This window comes from Nonomuraea rubra (genome assembly GCF_014207985.1).
In the GTDB taxonomy this organism is placed as follows: domain Bacteria; phylum Actinomycetota; class Actinomycetes; order Streptosporangiales; family Streptosporangiaceae; genus Nonomuraea; species Nonomuraea rubra.
On record NZ_JACHMI010000001.1, the window covers coordinates 8496593 to 8515444 of the forward strand.

General features: G+C 69.8%; 17 protein-coding genes. 6 read left to right on the forward strand and 11 right to left on the reverse strand.

Annotated elements, in window-relative coordinates:
- Window positions 1–24: 24 nt before the first annotated feature.
- The 3 genes from HD593_RS38625 to HD593_RS38635 form a co-directional block, all read right to left on the reverse strand.
- Window positions 25–1476, reverse strand: a complete 1452-nt coding sequence (locus HD593_RS38625; RefSeq protein ID WP_185106901.1) for a hypothetical protein — start codon at window positions 1474–1476, stop codon at window positions 25–27.
- A 229-nt stretch (window positions 1477–1705) separates the two neighbouring features.
- Window positions 1706–3199: a serine/threonine-protein kinase gene (locus HD593_RS38630; RefSeq protein WP_185106903.1), complete on the reverse strand. Its 1494-nt coding sequence runs from the start codon at window positions 3197–3199 to the stop codon at window positions 1706–1708.
- Complete coding sequence (locus HD593_RS38635; RefSeq protein ID WP_185106905.1) at window positions 3189–4685, reverse strand: serine/threonine-protein kinase; 1497 nt, start codon at window positions 4683–4685, stop codon at window positions 3189–3191. Before HD593_RS38635 ends, HD593_RS38630 begins: the two co-directional genes overlap by 11 nt.
- Window positions 4686–4760: 75 nt before the next feature.
- On the opposite strand from HD593_RS38635, the gene HD593_RS38640 reads away from it, so the two are divergent.
- Entirely contained in the window at window positions 4761–6485 is a 1725-nt protein-coding gene (locus tag HD593_RS38640; RefSeq protein ID WP_185106907.1) for a DEDD exonuclease domain-containing protein, read from the forward strand.
- 17 nt (window positions 6486–6502) lie between these two features.
- Window positions 6503–6790: an Lrp/AsnC family transcriptional regulator gene (locus HD593_RS38645; RefSeq protein ID WP_043638385.1), complete on the forward strand. Its 288-nt coding sequence runs from the start codon at window positions 6503–6505 to the stop codon at window positions 6788–6790.
- A 151-nt stretch (window positions 6791–6941) separates the two neighbouring features.
- Here the strand turns inward: HD593_RS38645 and qcrB are convergent, their stop codons facing one another.
- From qcrB to ctaE, 4 genes are read right to left on the reverse strand one after another with little or no spacing between them, the layout of a single operon-like run.
- On the reverse strand, window positions 6942–8597 hold the full coding sequence (gene qcrB, locus HD593_RS38650) for a cytochrome bc1 complex cytochrome b subunit (protein ID WP_185106909.1): 1656 nt from the start codon (window positions 8595–8597) through the stop codon (window positions 6942–6944).
- Window positions 8594–9706 (reverse strand): cytochrome bc1 complex Rieske iron-sulfur subunit, encoded by a 1113-nt coding sequence (qcrA, locus tag HD593_RS38655; protein ID WP_185106911.1) that lies wholly within the window; start codon window positions 9704–9706, stop codon window positions 8594–8596. Before qcrA ends, qcrB begins: the two co-directional genes overlap by 4 nt.
- Window positions 9703–10512 (reverse strand): cytochrome bc1 complex diheme cytochrome c subunit, encoded by an 810-nt coding sequence (qcrC, locus tag HD593_RS38660; RefSeq protein ID WP_185106913.1) that lies wholly within the window; start codon window positions 10510–10512, stop codon window positions 9703–9705. The genes qcrA and qcrC overlap by 4 nt, the downstream gene beginning before the upstream one ends.
- A 14-nt stretch (window positions 10513–10526) precedes the next feature.
- Complete coding sequence (gene ctaE / locus HD593_RS38665; RefSeq protein WP_185106915.1) at window positions 10527–11183, reverse strand: aa3-type cytochrome oxidase subunit III; 657 nt, start codon at window positions 11181–11183, stop codon at window positions 10527–10529.
- A 179-nt stretch (window positions 11184–11362) separates the two neighbouring features.
- Between ctaE and HD593_RS38670 the strand changes: the two genes are divergently transcribed.
- Both HD593_RS38670 and trpD read left to right on the forward strand, forming a co-directional pair.
- Window positions 11363–11788 (forward strand): response regulator, encoded by a 426-nt coding sequence (locus HD593_RS38670; protein ID WP_185106917.1) that lies wholly within the window; start codon window positions 11363–11365, stop codon window positions 11786–11788.
- Window positions 11789–11795: 7 nt separating this feature from the next.
- Window positions 11796–12845, forward strand: coding sequence for an anthranilate phosphoribosyltransferase (trpD, locus tag HD593_RS38675; RefSeq protein WP_185106919.1), 1050 nt, complete (start codon window positions 11796–11798; stop codon window positions 12843–12845).
- Between the two features lie 175 nt (window positions 12846–13020).
- On the opposite strand, the gene HD593_RS38680 is transcribed toward trpD, so the two are convergent.
- The 4 genes from HD593_RS38680 to ctaC all read right to left on the reverse strand — a co-directional run bounded on the left by HD593_RS38680 (window position 13021) and on the right by ctaC (window position 17248).
- Entirely contained in the window at window positions 13021–14226 is a 1206-nt protein-coding gene (locus HD593_RS38680; protein WP_185106921.1) for a L,D-transpeptidase, read from the reverse strand.
- 144 nt (window positions 14227–14370) lie between these two features.
- Window positions 14371–14784: a cytochrome c oxidase subunit 4 gene (locus HD593_RS38685; RefSeq protein ID WP_080041195.1), complete on the reverse strand. Its 414-nt coding sequence runs from the start codon at window positions 14782–14784 to the stop codon at window positions 14371–14373.
- Entirely contained in the window at window positions 14781–16457 is a 1677-nt protein-coding gene (gene ctaD / locus HD593_RS38690) for an aa3-type cytochrome oxidase subunit I (protein WP_185106923.1), read from the reverse strand. The genes HD593_RS38685 and ctaD overlap by 4 nt, the downstream gene beginning before the upstream one ends.
- Window positions 16454–17248, reverse strand: coding sequence for an aa3-type cytochrome oxidase subunit II (ctaC, locus tag HD593_RS38695; RefSeq protein ID WP_246546942.1), 795 nt, complete (start codon window positions 17246–17248; stop codon window positions 16454–16456). Before ctaC ends, ctaD begins: the two co-directional genes overlap by 4 nt.
- A gap of 186 nt (window positions 17249–17434) precedes the next feature.
- Here ctaC and HD593_RS38700 point away from each other — a divergent pair, with 186 nt between their 5' ends.
- Both HD593_RS38700 and HD593_RS38705 read left to right on the forward strand, forming a co-directional pair.
- A complete protein-coding gene (locus HD593_RS38700; protein ID WP_221525188.1) occupies window positions 17435–18574 on the forward strand; it encodes a cysteine desulfurase family protein in 1140 nt (379 codons plus the stop codon).
- The gene (locus tag HD593_RS38705; RefSeq protein ID WP_185106927.1) at window positions 18571–18816 is read left to right on the forward strand and encodes a sulfurtransferase TusA family protein; all 246 of its coding nucleotides are present in this window, start codon (window positions 18571–18573) and stop codon (window positions 18814–18816) included. The genes HD593_RS38700 and HD593_RS38705 overlap by 4 nt, the downstream gene beginning before the upstream one ends.
- The last annotated feature ends 36 nt before the right edge of the window (window positions 18817–18852 follow it).

Below are 18852 nucleotides of genomic sequence, written 5' to 3' on the forward strand. Positions count from 1 at the left end.
CATGAGTCAGGGTCACGAAACCGGCTAGCTGCCGGGCGTCTTCTCCAGGTAGGCCCTGGCCAGGGTGAGCGCGCCGGCCATCGCCTCCTTCTCGGGCATCATCTTCACCTCGGGCGAGTTGGTCGCCTCGCCCTCGGGCCGCTGGTGGCCGGAGTAGTCGACGGTGACCACCACCGGGCCCCGGCGGACGATCACCGAGCCACTGGAGGCGGAGACCTCGCCGCTCCTCGTCTGCACGTACTGCTGGTACGCCTGGTCGCCCAGCCCCTCGACGTCGGTCAGCGCGCCCCAGGTGATGGCCCCGATCGAGGACTTGGCGGTGGTCTTGGCACGGCCGTACTCGCCGGCGTAGTACGCCTTGGCGGCGGGCTCGTCCGCCACCCCCGCCCGGTTCGTGAACCGGTGCACGGTGATCAGCGCGCTACGGATCTTCGCGACACCCGGCCCGCCGGACAGCTCCCGGTTGAGCCACCGGCACTCGGTCTGGCCGTCGTCGCCGACCGCGGTGCCGCGCGCGCGGGTCACCGGCTCGGGCACGAGCCGGGTGGCCGTCTCCGTCACGGCCTGGCAGTCGGCGGGGAAGGAGGCCAGCACGGTGGGCGAGGGCGTCGCGCTGACGGTCGGCGAGACGGTGGCCGCCGCCGACGGCTCGGCCTTGGCCAGCACGCCGGGGTTCTGCGCCTGCCAGGCCGCCACGCCCTTGGCGATGTGCCCGACGAGCCCGCTCACCTCGCGGATGGCGTTCTCCTCCGTGACCGCCTTCGTGCTCTCGTTGCTCAGGATCTGCGCGTCCTTGCGCTGCTGGCCCGCCTGGAACTTGACCTCGATCGTCATGTCGCCGACGCGGGCGTGCGCGGTGCCGTAGGCGTACCAGAGCAGCTCGCCGTCGCGGCGCCAGGTGTACTGGGCGAACGCGGCGTCGCCGACGCCCTCGATGTCCTTGACCGGGGAGATGTACTCCTTCTCGTCCGGGTCGAGCGACGGCTTGGCGGTCTCGCCGAACTTGCCGCCCCGGTACTCCACCTCGTACGAGCTCTGTGCCATCGCCCGGCCGGTCTTGGCGCCCTCGCCCTTGTGCTGCTCGATCTTGACGTCGATCTCCCGGCTGCGCCAGAACTCGCCGAACGAGATGCGCTGGTTGATCCAGTTGCAGCCGAAGTTGACCGTGTAGTCGCCGTCGCGGGACGACCTGGCCACGGTCGCGCCGGGCACCAGCCGCTCGGCCTCCTCCTCGGGCAGCATGGCGCACACGTCGGGAGCGGTCGCGGCGGCGGCGGGCTGCTTGGCGGGCGAGGAGGAACGGGTGCCGGTGGGAGCCGGACCCCCGGAGACCTTGCCGTACACGAAGTAGGCCCCCACGCCGCCCGCAGCGACCAGCACGACGAGCGCGGCGGCGAGGGTGGGCAGGAGCCAGGCCGGACGGCGCGGGGGCGGTGGGGGCTGCGGCATGGGCGGCATGGAGGGCATGGAGGGCATGGAGGGCATGGTCGGCGGCATGCCCGGTGGCATGGGAGGCATGCCGCCCGGCGGCATGGGAGGCGGGCCCGGCGGCTGGAACGGCCTGCCTGGCACCTGGTGAGGGGTGTTGGGCGGCTGGAACTCGCTACCGGGGTTCACTGGGACTCCTGGGGTTGCCCTGACTTGCGGGGAGACATGGTAGTCACGCCACTTGCAAGGTGCTTGCAGCGTCTTTGCTCGCTATGTCTCATTTGGCCAGCGCCGCCGTGATCAGCCGGGCGGCGGCGATGGCCGTCTCCGGGTCCGCCATCGCGTCGGCCGCGTCCTTGCCTGGCGAGCCGTCGACCGGCACATCCTCGCGGCGCCAGCGCACCTCGCCCAGCAGGTTGCTCGTGCGGAAGAGCAGGATGCTGTCGGCGCTGCCGCTCGTGGTGGAGTTGAGGTAGAACTTGAAGCCGTTCTGCGTGATCGCCGCCTCGCCCACGCCGGTGATGGCGGTGACCGCTCCGTACGCCTGCCGCTGGCTCAGGCCCTCGGCGGCGGCGCGGGTGCTCTTCTCGCTGGCGAAGCGGCGCTGCGCCACCTCGGGCCCGCCGAGGTCGCGGTTGGGCCGCTCGGCCCAGATGCGTACGACGAGGCTGCGGGCGGGGACCGTGCCCTCGCGGATGAGCCACTGGCACTCGCCCGGCCTGGTGAGGCTGCGTTTCGGGGTGCCCTTCACGAGCCGGGCGGCCTGGGCGTCGGTGAGCAGGGTGCACGGGTCGGGCGCGGTGGTGTACCTGCCGGTCTCCTGCCTGGTGAGCGCGGCGGCGGCGTACCAGCCGCCCGCGCCCAGCGCGACGACGGCGGCGAGCGCGGCCGGCACCGGCCACCACCTGCGGGGACGCTTCTGACGATGGCGCTGCTGGCGATGGCCGGGAGCCGTGCCGGCCCCCGTCAGCGCGGTCAGCACCTGGCGGACCTGGGCCGCCGTGGGGCGGGCGGCGGGGTCCTTGGCCAGCATGGCCATGAGCAGCCCGCCCAGCTCGCGCCCCGCACGGGCGGGGAACGGCGGCTCGTGCAGCAGCACCGCCGCCGCGACGGCGGCGGGCAGCGCCCGCTCGAACGGCGCGCGGCCCTCCACCGCGGTGTACAGGCTCGCGCCCAGCGACCACAGGTCGGCGGACGGGCCGGACGGCTGCTCGTTGAGCCGCTCGGGAGCCATGTAGCCGGGCGAGCCCGCGCTGCCGAACATGTCGCCCCTGCCGCCCATCGGCGCGGCGATGCCGAAGTCGGTGAGCATCGCGGTGCCGTCGGCGTCGAGCAGGATGTTGGCGGGCTTGACGTCCTGGTGCAGGATGCCGTGCGCGTGCGCGACCTCCAGCGCCGACAGCACCCGCAGCCCGACCGCGGCCACGAAGCCCGGCGGCAGCGGCCCCCGCTCCTTGATCACCTTGTCCAGCGAGCGGCCCGTGGTCAGGTCCATGATGATCCAGGGCTGGTCGCCCTCCAGGACCACGTCGTGCACGAGCACGATCGCCGGGTCGCGCAGCCGCCCCGCGGACCTCGCCTCGTGCATGGCCCTGTCGGCGAACTCCGCCCGCTCCCTCGGCCCCAGCCCCTCGGGCACGCGCACCTGCTTGACGGCGACCTGCCGGTCGAGCATGTCGTCGATCGCCCGCCACACCGTGCCCGCGCCGCCCTGCCCGAGCCGCTCGATCAGCCGGTAACGGCCCGCCAGCAGGTAGAGGTCACCGGGCATCGCGCAACGCCCGCTCGCTCGCCTGCGCGGCTTTCAGGGCCGCCTGCTTGATGTCCTCGTCGGTCGGCTTGTCGCTCAGCGTGGTGTACTCCACGCTGACCACCAGATTGGCGAGCCGGTAGTAGACGTGGGCCGAGATCATGCGGCCCGTGGGGCCCTTCAGCTCGAAGCCGAACGCCTCCTCGCCGACGCCGGTGACCTGGCGCACCGGCGTGCGCGCCGCCCGCATCGCCTGCTTCACGCCGATCTCGGGCCAGCTCCAGTCGACGGTGTCGTACTTGGCCCAGTAGCGCTGCTGGTTGCGGAAGAGCGTGCGGGCCGAGCCCTCGGTCATGGACCACGGGTCGACCGTGTCGGAGTCCTTCTGCACCTGCAGGCCCACGCCGGTGCCGGTCAGCGGCCAGCCGCACTTGGGGCCGACCTCGTCGGAGCCGGGCACGCCCGCGGGCGGCCGCTGGGTGAGCAGCACCCTGCCCACCTCCTGCTGGGAGATGAGCGTGCAGACGTCCATCGGCACGGTGAACGCGCCGGAGCCGCCGCGGTTCATCAGCACGAACCCGGTCGCGCCCGCCGCCGCCAGCACCACCACCGCCGCCGCGGCGATCCAGAGCGCGGCCCGGCCGCGCCGCCGCGCCGCGCGCGGCGCCGTCACATCGGCGTTGAGCTGCAACTGCGGCGCCGGACCGCCCGCCGCCACCTGCCGCAGCCCCTGGACGACCAGGCGCGGATCGGGACGGGCGGCGGGCCGGTAGGCCATCATGGCGCTCACCAGCGGCCCGAGCGGGCCCCGCATGGCGGGCACCGGCTGCGTCAGCGTGGCGCGGATGCGCTGGGCGGCCGAGCCCTCGTAGGCGGGCACGCCCATCAGCGCGACGTGCAGCGTGGCGCCGAGCGACCACAGGTCCGCGGCGGGGCCGCCGGGCTCGCCCTCCAGCCGCTCGGGCGCGATGAACCCGGGCGAGCCGATCATCAGCCCCTGCTCGGTGAGCGTGGCCTGGCCCTCCTGCCTGGCGATGCCGAAGTCGGTGAGCACCACCCGGCCGCTCTCGGTCAGGAACACGTTGCCCGGCTTGACGTCGCGGTGCTGCATGCCCTGGGCGTGCGCGGCCATCAGCGCCTCGAGCACGTCGGCGCCGACCCTGGCCGCGTAGTCGGGCGGCATGGGGCCGAAGTCGCGCACGGTCTCGGCCAGCGTGCGGCCCCGCAGCAGCTCCATGACCAGCCACGGCCGCTCCTGCTCGACGACCACGTCGTGCAGCGCCACGATGCCGGGGTGGCGCAGCCGCGCCATGGCCTGCGCCTCGCGCACGGCCCTGGTCACCAGGTCGTGGCGCTCCTTGTCGGACATGCCCTCGGGCAGCGTGAGCTCCTTGACCGCGACCTCGCGATCAAGCATCTCGTCCCTGGCCAGCCACACTTTCCCCATGCCGCCCGCGCCCAGCGGGCGGAGCAGGGAGTAACGGCCGGCAAGTCTTCCCGCGGACATAAAGGGAAGGGTAACTAAGGATCAAGAGGGGTGCTTACTCGTTCCTGTCGGTCCGGCTCTCTATGGTCTTGGTTCGTGGATCCGGTTCAAGGCACTCTCGACGAGCTCGGCACGCCGCTGAGCGAAGTCACGTTCGTCGTGTTCGACCTCGAGACGACCGGCGGCTCGCCCGCCGAGGACGCCATCACCGAGATCGGGGCGGTCAAGGTGCGGGCGGGCGAGGTGCTCGGCGAGTTCTCGACGCTGGTCGATCCAGGCGGGCCGATCCCGCCGTTCATCTCCGTGCTGACCGGCATCACCGACGCCATGGTGGTGGCCGCGCCCAAGATCGAGTCGGTGCTGCCGAGCTTCCTGGAGTTCATCCGCGGGTCCACCCTGGTGGCGCACAACGCGGGGTTCGACACCCGATTCGTCAAGGCCGCCTGCGCCGCGCTCGGCTACCCCCCGCCGGCCAATCCCGTCGTCGACACCGTCGACCTGGCCAGGCGGGTGCTGACCCGCGACGAGACGCCCAACGCCAAGCTTGCCACGCTCGCGCGGTTCTTCCGCAGCCCCGTCGAGCCGTGCCACCGCGCACTCCAGGACGCCAGGGCCACCGTGGACGTGCTCCACGGGCTGATCGAGCGGGCCGGCTCCTTCCAGGTGCACACGCTGGAGGAGCTCAAGTCGTTCGTCCGGGCCCCCACTCCCGAGCAGCAGCGCAAGCGCCACCTGGCCGAGTCGGTGCCGCACGCGCCCGGCGTGTACATGTTCGAGGACGAGCGCGGCGAGGTCCTCTACATCGGCAAGAGCACCAACCTGCGCAACCGCGTGCGCTCCTACTTCACCGCCGGCGAGACCCGTCCCCGCATCCGCGAGATGATCGGCATCGCCGAGCGGGTGCGGCACATCGTCTGCTCGACCGGGCTGGAGGCCGAGGTACGCGAGCTGCGCCTGATCGGCGGCGCCAAGCCCCGCTACAACCGCCGCTCCCGCTTCCCGGAGAAGATGTTGTGGCTCAAGCTCACCACCGACGCCTTCCCCCGGCTGTCGATCGTGCGCGACCTCAAGGACGACGGCGCCACCTACCTCGGCCCCTTCACCAGCGCCCGCCTGGCCGACGACGCCCGGATCGCCCTGCACGAGGCCATCCCGCTGCGCCAGTGCACCCAGCCGGTCACGCTGCGCACCCGGCGGGCGGCGTGCGTGCTGCACGAGATGGGCCGCTGCGGCGCGCCCTGCGAGGGCAGGGAGAGCCCCGAGGAGTACGCCGTGCACGTCGAGAACGCCCGCCGCGCCATGACCCTCGACGCGTCCACCGTCTTCAGCGCCGTGTCGGCCCGCATGGAGCGGCTGTCGGTCGAGCAGCGCTACGAGGAGGCGTCGGTCGACCGTGACCGGCTGGCCGCGTTCGTCCGCACGGCGGCCCGCATGCAGCGGCTCAGCGCCATCACCCGCATCCCGCAGCTCGTGGCCGCCAGCCCGGCCTTCGGCGGCGGCTGGGACATCCACGTGGTCCGCTACGGCCGCCTCGCCGCCGCCGGGGTCATGCAGAAGGGCACCCACCCGACCCCTTTCGTCGCCTCGCTGAAGGCCACCGCCGAGGTCGTCATCCCGGGCCCCGGGCCCGTGCACGCGGCCAGCGCGGAGGAGACCGAGTGCATCCTGCGGTGGCTGGAGTCGCCCGGGGTGCGGCTGGTGGAGGTGGAGGGCGAGTGGAGCCTGCCCGCCTTCGGCGCCGGGCGGCACAAGGCCCGCATTGACCTCGCTTACCGGCATCTCGACCAACGCCGCCCTCGGGAGGGGCGACCTTTGAGGTGAAACGATAGAGTTGATACATGGTCACGGCTATCGTCCACATCAATGCAGAGGTAGACCGGATCCCGGAGGTCGCCCAGACGATCGCCGAGATCGAGGGGGTCAGCGAGGTCTACTCCATCACCGGCGAGTACGACCTGCTCGCCATGGTGCGGGTCGCGGCGTACGAGGAGATCGCCGAGGTCGTGCCGGGGCGGATCAACAAGGTCGCCGGGGTGCTGCACACGGAGACGCACATCGCCTTCCGCGCCTACTCCAAGCACGACCTGGACGCGGCCTTCTCCATCGGCTTCCCCGAGGCCGACTGACCCACCACCGGCCCCTCGCCGGCGCACGCCCGCGCCCGGCCGCCGGACCTGTCCCTGACACACCCACCCGCACCAACGCCGACGGGCCCGGACGAGAAGTCACTTCTCGTCCGGGCCCGTGCGGTTGTGGCGTCAGGGCCTCAGTAGGGCCTCAGTGGGTGATGCTCCGGTCGTCGCCGCCACCGCCGATGGCGGCGTGCTCGTCCTCGTGCTCGTGCCCATGCCCGTCGTCCAGCGGGATCTTCTCCCCGCCGTACGCCTTGGACATGCGCCCGCGCAGCTTGCCGAGCGGCCCGCGCATGCCCTTCGGCGGGATGCCCGAGGTGTCCTCGTCCACCGGCAACATCGGCACCGGCTCCTTGCCGCGCATGTGAGCCTCGATGTCCTCCGTCGGAGGCGTGTGGACCTCGATGAACTCACCGTGCGGCAGCCGCTTGATCACGCCGGACTCCACACCGTGCGAGATGATCGCCTGGTCGGAGCGCTGCAGGCCGAGGCAGATGCGGTAGGTGATCAGGTACGCCAGGGCCGGCGCGACGAAGATCAGCACACGGCCCGCGTAGGTCGTGTGGTTGAGGCTCACGTGGAAGTTCGCCGCGATCTCGTCGTTGGCGCCGAGCAGCCACAGCACGCCGTAGAACGTGATGGCCGCCATGCCGATCGAGGTGCGGTGCGGGTTGTTGCGCGGGCGGTCGGCCACGTGGTGCTCGCGGTTGTCGCCCGTGACCCACCGTTCCAGGAACGGGTACAGCGCCAGGCCGGTCATGATGATGCCCATCGGCACCAGCGCCGGGATGATGACGCTCAGCGGCAGCGTGCCCGCGTGGGACGTGCCGAAGAGGTTGATCTCCCAGGCCGGCATGATGCGCAGCGCGCCTTCGAGGAAGCCCATGTAGAAGTCGGGCTGCGACCCCGCCGACACGTCCGCCGGTGTGTACGGTCCGAACAGCCAGATCGGGTTGATCTGGGTGAACGTCGCCAGACCGCTGATCACGGCCAGCGTGAAGAGGAAGTACGCGCCCGCCTTCGCCATGAAGGCAGGATAGAACGGCGCGCCGACCACGTTCTTGTTGTCGCGGCCCTTGCCCGGCATCTGCGTGTGCTTCTGCACCCACATGAGCACCATGTGCGCCGTGACCAGCGCCAGGATGATGCCGGGGATGAGCAGGATGTGCAGCGAGTAGAACCGGGAGATGACCGCCTCGCCGGGATACTCGCCGCCGAACAGGAAGAACGTGATGTACGTGCCCACCAGCGGCAGCGAGATCGCCACACCCTCGGTGATCCGCAGACCGGCGCCGGAGAGCAGGTCGTCGGGGAGGGAGTAGCCGGTCAGGCCCTCGGCCAGCGCCAGCGTCAGCAGCAGCACGCCGATGATCCAGTTGATCTCGCGCGGCTTGCGGTAGGCGCCGGTGAAGAACACGCGCAGCGCGTGGACCATCATGCCGGCCACGAAGAGCAGGGCCGCCCAGTGGTGCATCTGCCGCATGAGCAGACCACCCCGGACGTCGAAGCTGATGTCCAGCGCCGACGCGTAGGCCTCGGACATCATGACGCCCTTGAGCGGCGCGTACGAGCCGTCGTAGGCGACCTCCATCATGCTGGGCTTGAACCAGAACGTCAGGAACGTACCGGTCAGCAGCAGGATGATGAAGGAGTAGAGCGCGATCTCACCCAGCAGGAACGACCAGTGGTCGGGGAAGACCTTGCGCAGGTTGCGCTTGAGGGCGTTGGCGCCCCCGAGGCGCTCGTCGAGGAAGTTCGTCGGCCCGGCGATGGCCTTGGGTACGGCCTTCAGGTCACTCATGCCTGGCCTCCCTTCTCCCTGACCGCTGCCTCCGCGTCACCGCGCTCCCAGTAGCTGGGACCGACGGGCACGTCGAAGTCGCCCTGCGCGATGAGGTAACCCTCGGCGTCGACGGTGATCGGCAGCTGCGGCAGCGGCCTCGCGGCCGGACCGAAGATGACCTTGGCGCCGTCGGCGGCGTCGAACGTCGACTGGTGGCACGGGCAGAGGATGTGATGGGTGTTCTGCTCGTAGAGGGCGGCGGGGCAGCCCACGTGGGTGCAGATCTTGGAGTACGCGACGATGCCGTCGTGCGTCCAGTTCAGCTTGGTGCCGCCCTTGATCTCTTCCGGACGGAACTTGATCAGGATCAGCGTGGCCTTGGCCAGGGCGTTCAGGTCGTGCTCGTGACCCTCGGGGACGACCGACAGGATGCCGCCGGGCGAGTTGAAGTCGGCCGCCCTGATGGGCTGGCCGGTGCCCTCGACGATGAGCCTGAGCGGCTTGCCCTCCTTGGTCTTCTCGCCCCACACCGTGTGGCGCAGCTGCTCGTTGAACTTCGCGCCCGGCATCCGGTTGTTGTCGAGGTCGCGCAGCAGGACGAGCGGCACCAGGCCAAGCGGCGCGGCCGCCAGCAGCAGGGTGCGGCGCAGCAGCTTGTGCTTGACGAAGCCGCTCTCGTTGGCGCCCCGCAGGAAGGTGTCCGCGACGACGTCGCGGTCCTCCTCGTCGGAGGCCATCGCGTGGCGCTCCTGGATCAGCGAGTACTTCGGCATGATCTGGCGGACCCAGATCACGATGCCGACCGCCAGCCCCAGGATCGCGATGGTGAGCGTGCTGCCCAGCGCCAGGTTGGAGTTGCCCGTCGCCTCAGGGCTGCCGACCTGGAAGTACACGTAGGAGATGATGAACGCGATGGCCGCGAGGAACGTGATCGTGAAGCACAGCGCCACGATCTTCTCGGCCTTGCGGGCCTTGACCGGGTCCTGCAGCGTCACGCCGGGGACGTCCTGGTCGGCTTCCGCCGTTTCCGCGGTGCCGAGCATCGAGGTGCCCGGCGCGGGGGTACCGATGACGCGCTTGGGCACGCGCTCATCGGGCTGCTCGATCTCGTGCTCGTTGTCTGTCATGACTTCTGTCGCTTCTTCGCGGTGATCCAGATGGCGGCGAGGCAGAGGGCTGCGATGCCCACCACGAACGCTACGAGACCTTCGGTGACGGGGCCAATCCGGCCGAGGGCGAAACCGCCCGGGTCCCTCTGCTCACGAACCTGGGTGATGTAGGCGATCATGCTGCGCTTCTCTTCGGGCGTGATCGTCGTGTCGTTGAAGACCGGCATGGCCTGCGGACCGGTGATCATCGCCTCGTAGATCTGCGCCGGCGTCGCCTCGTTGAGGTTGGGCGCGTACTTGCCCTGCGTCAGCGCACCACCGGCGCCGACCCAGTTGTGGCACTGGATGCAGTTGGCGCGGAAGAGCTCGCCGCCCTTGCCCGCGTCGCCCAGCTTCGGGTCGACCTGCTCGGCGCCGGGCACCTGCGGGCCGCCGCCGAGCGACTGGACGTAGGCCGAGATCTGGCGGATCTTCGTCTCGTCGACCCATTCGGCCAGCGGCTTGCGCGGCGCCTGGGGGCCGGGCGCGCCGGCCGGCATGCGGCCGGTGCTCATCTGGAAGTCGACGGCCGCGGCGCCGACGCCGATGAGCGTGGGCGCCGTCGAGGTGCCCTGCGCGTTGGTGCCGTGGCAGCTCATGCAGTGCGCTTCGAACAGGCTCCTGCCCTCGGCCACGTCATCGACCTTGCCAGTCGCCAGTGCCGCGTCGGCAGGCTTACCCGCCTGGACAAAGGCGGCGTATACCATCCCGACCAGCGCCAAGGCCAAAATCAGGACGGCGTATCTCGCGAGGGGATGCCGCCGCCAAGCGGTGATCCTAGTCACAGAGATCCCGTTCCTTAACGAATGATGTAGATGGTCGCGAAAAGACCGATCCAGACGACGTCAACGAAGTGCCAGTAGTAGGACACGACGATCGCGCTGGTGGCCTGCTCATGCGTGAAGCGCTTCGCGGCGTACGTGCGTCCCAGCATGAACAGGAACGCGATCAGGCCACCGGTCACGTGCAGGCCGTGGAAGCCCGTCGTCAGGTAGAACACCGAGGTGTAGGCGTTAGCGGACAAGGTCGCGCCCTCTGACGCCAGCTCCATGTACTCGTACAGCTGCCCGGCGACGAAGACGGCGCCCATGAGGAAGCTGACGATGTACCAGAAGCGGAGCTTTCCGACCTGCCCCTTCTCTGCGGCCCACACGCCCAGCTGGCACGTCACACTCGACAGAACCAGGATGATCGTGTTGACCGTCGCGAACGGGATGTTCAGGTGAGCGACTCCCTCTGCGGCCTCTGCGCCCGCAGGTAGGAGTGCCGGGCCCCATTCGAGGCCCTTGCCCTCGCTCACCGACCGGATGGTGAAGTACATCGCGAACAGCGCCGCGAAGAACATGAGCTCGGAGGACAGCCAGACGATCGTGCCCACACTGACCAGGTTCGGTCTGCGGTACGACTGTGCTGTCGTCGTCGAAGTTATTGCGGATGCTGTCGCCACGGGCAGCATTATTGCGGCTCCGGTGGTCGGTCCGGCGCACGACCCCCCGTTAGCAGGTACAAACCGGTAGCCAACCTGGGATAATTGCCACATAACACCCACCAGGCATGGTGCCCTGGGTTTGCGTCCCGGCACACCGGTACGATCCCAGGTGACCATACCGCTTCGACTGATAGTGAGCGCGACCGATGTCCACTGGGAGCACCGACGAGAAGATGAAGGTCCTCGTCTACAGCGACGACGCCGCCACCAGGGCCGAGGTGAGCCAGGCCATCGGCAGGCGCCCCGCGGCCGACGTACCCCTCGTGGAGATCGTGGAGTGCGCCACCGAGCCCAAGGTCCACCAGTGGCTGGGGTCGGGCGAGATCGACGTGGCGATCCTCGACGGCGAGACGCAGCCCGCCGGCGGCATGGGCGTCGCGCGCCAGGCCAAGGACGAGGTCTACGACTGCCCGCCCATCTGCCTGATCATCGCCAGGCGCGACGACCGCTGGCTGGCCGACTGGTCCAAGGCCGACGCGGTCGTGTCGCAGCCCCTGGAGCCCATGATCCTGGCCGATACCGTTGCCGATCTGATGCGCCGCCGTAACTCCACCCGCCTCAACGCTAAGTAGGTAGCCCATGGACTCCCGGACGACCTGGCCCACCCTGCTTTCCGCTCTCCTGTCGGGGGAGCACCTCACTTCCGACGAGTCGGCCTGGGCGATGCGGGAGATCATGTCCGGCGCCGCGACGCCGTCCCAGATCGCCGGGTTCGTGATCGCGCTGCGCGCCAAGGGCGAGACCGTGGCCGAGGTGGTCGGGCTCGCCCGCACCATGCTCGACCTGGCCACGCCGCTGACCGTGGAGGGGCCGGTGGTCGACATCGTCGGCACCGGCGGCGACCGGGCGCACACCGTCAACGTCTCCACCATGGCCGCCATCGTGGCCGCCGCGGCGGGGGCCAGGGTCGTCAAGCACGGCAACCGCGCGGCCTCGTCGTCCTGCGGCGCCGCCGACGTGCTGGAGCACCTGGGCATCCGGCTCGACCTCACGCCGGAGCAGACGGCGCAGGTGGCGCGCGACGCGGGCATCGCGTTCTGCTTCGCCCCCGTCTACCACCCCGCGCTGCGCTTCGCCGGCCCGACGCGCAAGGAGATCGGGGTGCCCACGATCTTCAACTTCCTCGGCCCGCTCACCAACCCGGCCCGCCCGTCGGCCCAGGCCATCGGCGTCTACGACGCCGGCATGCTGCCGGTGCTCGCGGGCGTCTTCGCCGAGCGCGGGGTCTCCGCGCTGGTGTTCCGCGGCGACGACGGCCTCGACGAGCTCACCATCGCCGCCACCTCGACGGTCTGGGTGGTCAGGGACGGCACCGCGACGCAGACCACGTTCGACCCGGCGGTGCTCGGCATCCCGCGCGCCGACGTGGGCGCGCTGCGCGGCGGCGACGTGGCGTTCAACGCCCAGGCCGTGCACGACCTCGTCCGCGGCAAGACCGGCCCGGTGCGCGACGCCGTGCTGCTGAACACGGCGGCCGCCCTGGTGGCGCTCGACGGCCCCGGCGACGACCTCGACTCGGCCATGATCGACGGCTACGCCCGCGCGGTCCAGGCGATCGACTCCGGCGCCGCGGCGGCCACCCTCGACCGCTGGATCGAGGCCAGCGGCTCCTTCCGCCCCGCCTCCTGACGCCCCGCCTCCTGACGGCCCGCCTCCTGACGGCCCGTTTTCCTGACGGCCCGTTTTCCTGACGGCCCGTTTTCCTGACGGACCCGCCTCCTGACGCCTCCGCGCGGCGGCCGGGCCCGGGCACACACGGAACGGCCCGCACCGACCTTCGATGCGGGCCGTCACACGTGGCGCCTCAGCGCAGCGCTAGCGTGGGCCCCGCCTTGAGCGAGCTCCACTTGAGCCACTGCTTCCAGTTCTCCTGCCAGTGCCCCCACCCGTTGGTCGGCTCCAGCTTCCGCGGCGACCCGGTGATGATGATCGGGTCCCCGATCAGCGTGTTCTTGATGAACCAGGCCGCGTTGGCCGGGCTGATGTTCACGCACCCGTGGCTGACGTTCGAGTTGCCCTGGGAGCCCACCGACCACGGCGCGCTGTGCACGTACTCGCCGCTGTTGGAGATCCGCACGGTGTTGTAGACGGTGAGCTGGTAGTAGCCCGGCGAGCCCGGGCCGATCCCGGGCGAGGTCATCACGGTGACGGGCTCGCGCGACATCGCCAGGTGGATGCCCGAGGTCGTGTAGTACTTCCACTGGCCGCCCTGGCCGGCGCTCATCGGCATGGTGCGGATCTTCTTGCCGTTCCGCCTGACGTGCAGCACGTGCTCGTCGGTGCTGCCCTTGGTGATCTGCGAGCGGCCGATCTTGAAGTCGAGCCGTACGTCGCGCTTGCCGTACATGCCGGGCCCGCCGCGCACCCCCGCCAGCTTGGCCTCCACCCGCACCTTGGTGTGCGCGGGCCAGTACTTCTCCGGCCGGAAGTCCACGTGCTGGCTGTCGAACCAGTGCCAGGCCCCCTCGACCGGCTTGGAGCTGTGCACGGTCAGGTTGCGCTCGACGGCCACCCGGTCGGCGATGGGCTTGTCGAAGGCGATCATGACGGGCATGCCGACGCCGACGGTCAGCCCGGTGTCGTCCTTGTTCGGGGTGATGGTCTCGATGTCGAAGACCTTGTTCCCCTTGGCCGTGGTGAACGCGCTCCTGGTCTCGCTGGCCTTCCCCGAGGCGTCCACGGAGACCGCGGTGACGGTGTAGGAGGTGCCGGGCCTGGCCGTCCCGACGCTGCGCCAGCGGGTGCCGTCGGCGCTCAGGACGCCCTTCAGCGGGCCGGCCTTGCCGCCTTGCACCTGTACGCTCTTCAGCCTGCCCCCGTGGACCGACACGACCACGGGCTGGTCCGTGGGCACGTCGGCGGCCTTGTCCGCCGGAGAGACGCCTACAGGGGCGCCACGCGCCCCGCCCGCCATGGCGACCCCCTCGGGCTTCTCGGCCGGACCCGCCGAGCACGCCGTCAGCAGGGCCAGGGCCAGCAGCCCGGCCGTTCCATACGCTCCGCGCCCCACGAGTACTCCCTCGTCCACCATCAAGCCATTTCTGCCTCCTTTATTACCCTGAGTGATCGAATCACCACATCCGCGCACTGGTAAAGAACACCAAAAAGCGGGCGTCCTCCCCCAAGGGAGAACGCCCGCTCCAGGTCGGTGGGCTCAGTGCGAGAAGTGACCCCGGTAGTACTGGAACACGAACCCGATCATGGCCATGATCACCAGGAAGACCCCGATCAGGAACATCCAGAAGCCGATCACGAACCCGGCGAAGGCGAAGGCCGCCGCCAGGCACAGGAACAGCGGCCACCAGCTGCTCGGGCTGAAGAAGCCCAGCTCGCCCGCGCCGTCGCTGATCTCGGCCTGCTTGTTGTCCTCCGGCTGCGCCCCGATGCGGCGCGCGGTGAACATCAGGTAGTACCCGACCATGAACGCGAAGCCGACCGAGATGGCCATGGCGGTCGTGCCGACCGGCTCACCCTTGCCGGTGGCGGCCTTCGTCCAGAACCAGTAGGCGATGTCCACGCCGGCGAAGAACAGGCCGCACAGCAGGAACAACCATCCCTGCACCTTCATCGGGACTCAACCTCCGGGTGGTCGGACTTGGCGGAAGCGTGCGGGAACCGCTTGTCGAAGGCGGGACGCTCCGACCGGATGCGCGGCAGCGAGGTGAAGTTGTGCCGCGGCGGCGGGCAGCTCGTGGCCCATTCCAGCGAGTTGCCGTAGCCCCACGGGTCGTCGACGGTGACCTTGGGCGCGCTGCGCCAGGTCTTCCAGACGTTGTAGAAGAACGGCAGCGTCGAGGCGCCCAGCACGAACGCGCCCACCGACGACAGCATGTTGAGGTCGGTGAAGCCGTCGGCCGCGCTGTAGTCGGCGTAGCGGCGCGGGAAGCCGGCCATGCCCAGCCAGTGCTGGACGAGGAACGTCGTGTGGAAGCCGACGAACAGCAGCCAGAAGTGCAGCTTGCCCAGCTTGTCGTCGAGCATCTTGCCGGTGAACTTGGGCCACCAGAAGTAGAACCCGGCGAACATCGCGAACACCACGGTGCCGAAGACCACGTAGTGGAAGTGGGCGACGACGAAGTAGGTGTCGCTGATGTGGAAGTCGAGCGGCGGCGAGGCCAGGATGACACCCGTCAGGCCGCCCAGGAGGAAGGTGATGAGGAAGCCGACCGAGAACAACATCGGCGACTCGAAGCTCAGGTGGCCGCGCCACATCGTGCCGATCCAGTTGAAGAACTTCACACCGGTCGGTACGGCGATGAGGAACGTCATGAACGAGAAGAACGGCAGCAGCACCTGGCCGGTCGGGAACATGTGGTGCGCCCAGACCGTGATGGACAGACCGGCGATCGAGATCGTCGCGCCCACGAGGCTGATGTAACCGAAGATCGGCTTGCGGCTGAAGACCGGGATGATCTCGGTGACGATGCCGAAGAACGGCAGCGCGATGATGTACACCTCGGGGTGCCCGAAGAACCAGAACAGGTGCTGCCAGAGCAGCGCGCCGCCGTTCTCGGAGTCGAAGATGTGGGTGCCGAGCTTGCGGTCGGACTCCAGCGCCAGCAGCGCGGCGGCCAGCACCGGGAAGGCCATCAGCACGAGCATGCTGGTCAGCAGCACGTTCCAGACGAACATCGGCATGCGGAACATGGTCATGCCGGGTGCGCGCATGCAGATGATCGTGGTGATGAAGTTGACCGCGCCGAGGATCGTGCCCAGACCCGACAGGGCCAGACCCATGATCCACAGATCGCCGCCGATGCCGGGCGAGTTGATCGCGTTGGACAGCGGCGTGTACGCGAACCAGCCGAACGAGGCGGCGCCGCCCGGCGTGAAGAAGCCGGAGACGGCGATGAGGCTGCCGAACAGGTAGAGCCAGTAGCTGACCATGTTCAGCCGCGGGAACGCCACGTCGGGGGCGCCGATCTGCAGCGGCATCAGCTCGTTGGCGAAGCCGGCGAACAGCGGCGTCGCGAACATCAGCAGCATGATCGTGCCGTGCATGGTGAACAGCTGGTTGAACTGCTCGTTGCTGGTGAACTGCAGCCCCGGCTGCGCCAGCTCGGCCCGCATGACGAGGGCCATCACGCCGCCGATGAGGAAGAAGGCGAACGACGTGATCAAGTACATGTGCCCGATGATCTTGTGATCGGTCGAGGACAGCCACTTGGCGATGATCTGGCCCTTGGGGCTTCCCGTGGGCCTGACCGGCGCGGTCGTCAGGGGTTCGTGAATGGCGGTCACTGGGCACTCCCAGCCTGGGTCGCGACGTACTGGTCCCACTCAGCCTGCGGAACGAGCTTCACGGAGAACAGCATTCGGCTGTGGTCGACACCGCACAGCTCGGCGCAGCGGCCGGCGTAGACGTCTGGCTTGTTGAGGGTGTTGATCTGGAACTTGCGCCCGGGGTCACCCTCGGGGATGCCGGGGATCACGTCCCGCTTGAACAGGAACTCCGGCACCCAGAACGAGTGGATGACGTCGTCGGTCTGGAGGTCGAACTCGACCTTCGTGTTCACCGGCAGAACGAGCTGCGGGCCCTGCTTGTAGTCGCTCACCGGCACGCCGGCGACGGGCTTGAGCGGCTTGCCGTTCACCGTCGTGGTGAAGCGCCAGCTCCACTGGAAGGCCTCGACCTTCACCTTGACCGGCGCGTCGCCGTCGACCTTGGCCAGCGCGTCGCTGTCGCGGGCGGTGAAGAAGAAGAACACCGACACCATCACCAGCGGGATCAAGGTGTAGAGCATCTCGATCGGCAGGTTGTAACGCACCTGCGGCGGAAGCTCGGCCTTGGCCCGGCGCTTGCGGTGGAAGATGCACGCCCAGATGATCAGACCGATGACGACGGCACCCGTGGCGAGTGCGGCGATCCAGGCCCCGTTCCACAGACTCTGGACGATCCCGCCCTGCTCGGTGATGTGGTCGGGAAGAAGGCCGCGAGACCAGTCGGCCTCGGGGACGTCATTAGCACACGCCGTAGCAGTGGCCAGCAGCAACGCCAAAGCGGCGGCGCGCGGCACCCTGCGCCGGGCCAACGAACGCCGCGTCGTACGGCGAGTCGGACTCACGGATCGCCTACCCCACAGATGAAGCCCAAGAGTCTTTCCCTTGGGCGCTCGTATTGCTCTTTCTGCATCAAGCACAGACTGACAAGCAGACACATTAGCGTGCAGGGGCCTCGCCCTACCGCGCGACCCCTCGGTGGCGCCGCAAGTGGGACGATGAGTCTCGTGGCTTACTTCGACGCGGCTTCGAGCGAACCGCTCCACCCTCAGGCGCGCGAGGCGCTGCTGACGGCGATCGACGCCGGCTGGGCCGATCCCGCGAGACTCTATGGCCAGGCCCGCCGCGCGCACCTGCTGCTGGAGCAGGCCCGCACGGAGGTGGCCGAGGTGCTCGGCGCGCGCCCCGACGAGGTTTCGTTCACCACGTCCGGCACGCAGGCCGTGCATCTCGGCGTCCTCGGCACCCTACACGGAAGGCACAGGGCCGGGCGCCATCTGGTGGTGAGCGCGGTCGAGCATTCCAGCGTGCTGCACGCGGGGCAGGTGCACGAGCGCGAGGGCGGCACGGTCGAGACGGTGGGCGTGACGCTGAGCGGGCGGGTGGACCCTGGCCGCTTCGCCGAGGCGGTCGCGCGGCCCGGCACGGCGCTGGCGTGCCTGCAGACGGCCAACCACGAGGTGGGCACGCTGCAGCCGGTGGCGGAGGCCGCGGCGGCCTGCCGCGAGCACGGCGTGCCGCTGCTGGTGGACGCGGCGCAGACGGCCGGCCGGATGCCGTTGCCGCAGGGCTGGTCGGTGCTGGCGGCCAGCGCGCACAAGTGGGGCGGCCCGGCGGGGGTGGGCGTGCTGGTGGTGCGCAAGGGCACGCGGTTCCGCTCGTACCTGCCGGAGGACGAGCGGGAGCGGCGCCGGGTGCCCGGCTTCGAGAACGTGCCGGCCATCGTCGCCGCGGCGGCGGCGCTGCGTGCGACGGCCGCCGAGGCCGGGGAGCAGGCGAGGCTTTCCGCGCTCGTCGACAGGATCAGGCGGACCGTCCCGGAGATCGTGCCGGACGTGGAGGTCATCGGCGACCCCGTTGACCGGGCGCCGCACATCGTGACCTTTTCGTGCCTGTACGTTGACGGGGAGGCGCTGCTGACCGAGCTGGACAAGGCCGGATTCGCCGTATCGTCCGGAAGTTCGTGCACCGCTAGTACGCTTCGTCCATCGCACGTCCTCGAAGCGATGGGCGTGCTGACGCATGGGAATGTCAGGGTGTCGCTGCCCAGGGGCGCTTCCGCGGACGAGGTCGACAGGTTCCTCGCCGCGCTGCCCGAGCTGGTGCGCCGCATCCGCCAGGACGCGGGAGTCGCATGACCGAGGTGACGCAGCCGGCTTTGACGATCGACGCGCTGGGCAAGAAGTGCCCGATCCCGATCATCATGCTGGCCGAGCAGATCAACTACGTCCCGCTGAACGCCGTGGTGGCCGTGCTCGCCGACGATCCGGCCGCGTACACGGACGTGCCGGCGTGGTGCCGGCTGAAGTCGCACCGCCACGTCGGGTCGTACGAGCTGCCCGCGGGCGGCTGGGCGATCCACGTCATGCGGAACTACTGAATTTCCGGCCGTCCGCAAATCCCCGATTCAGTCTCG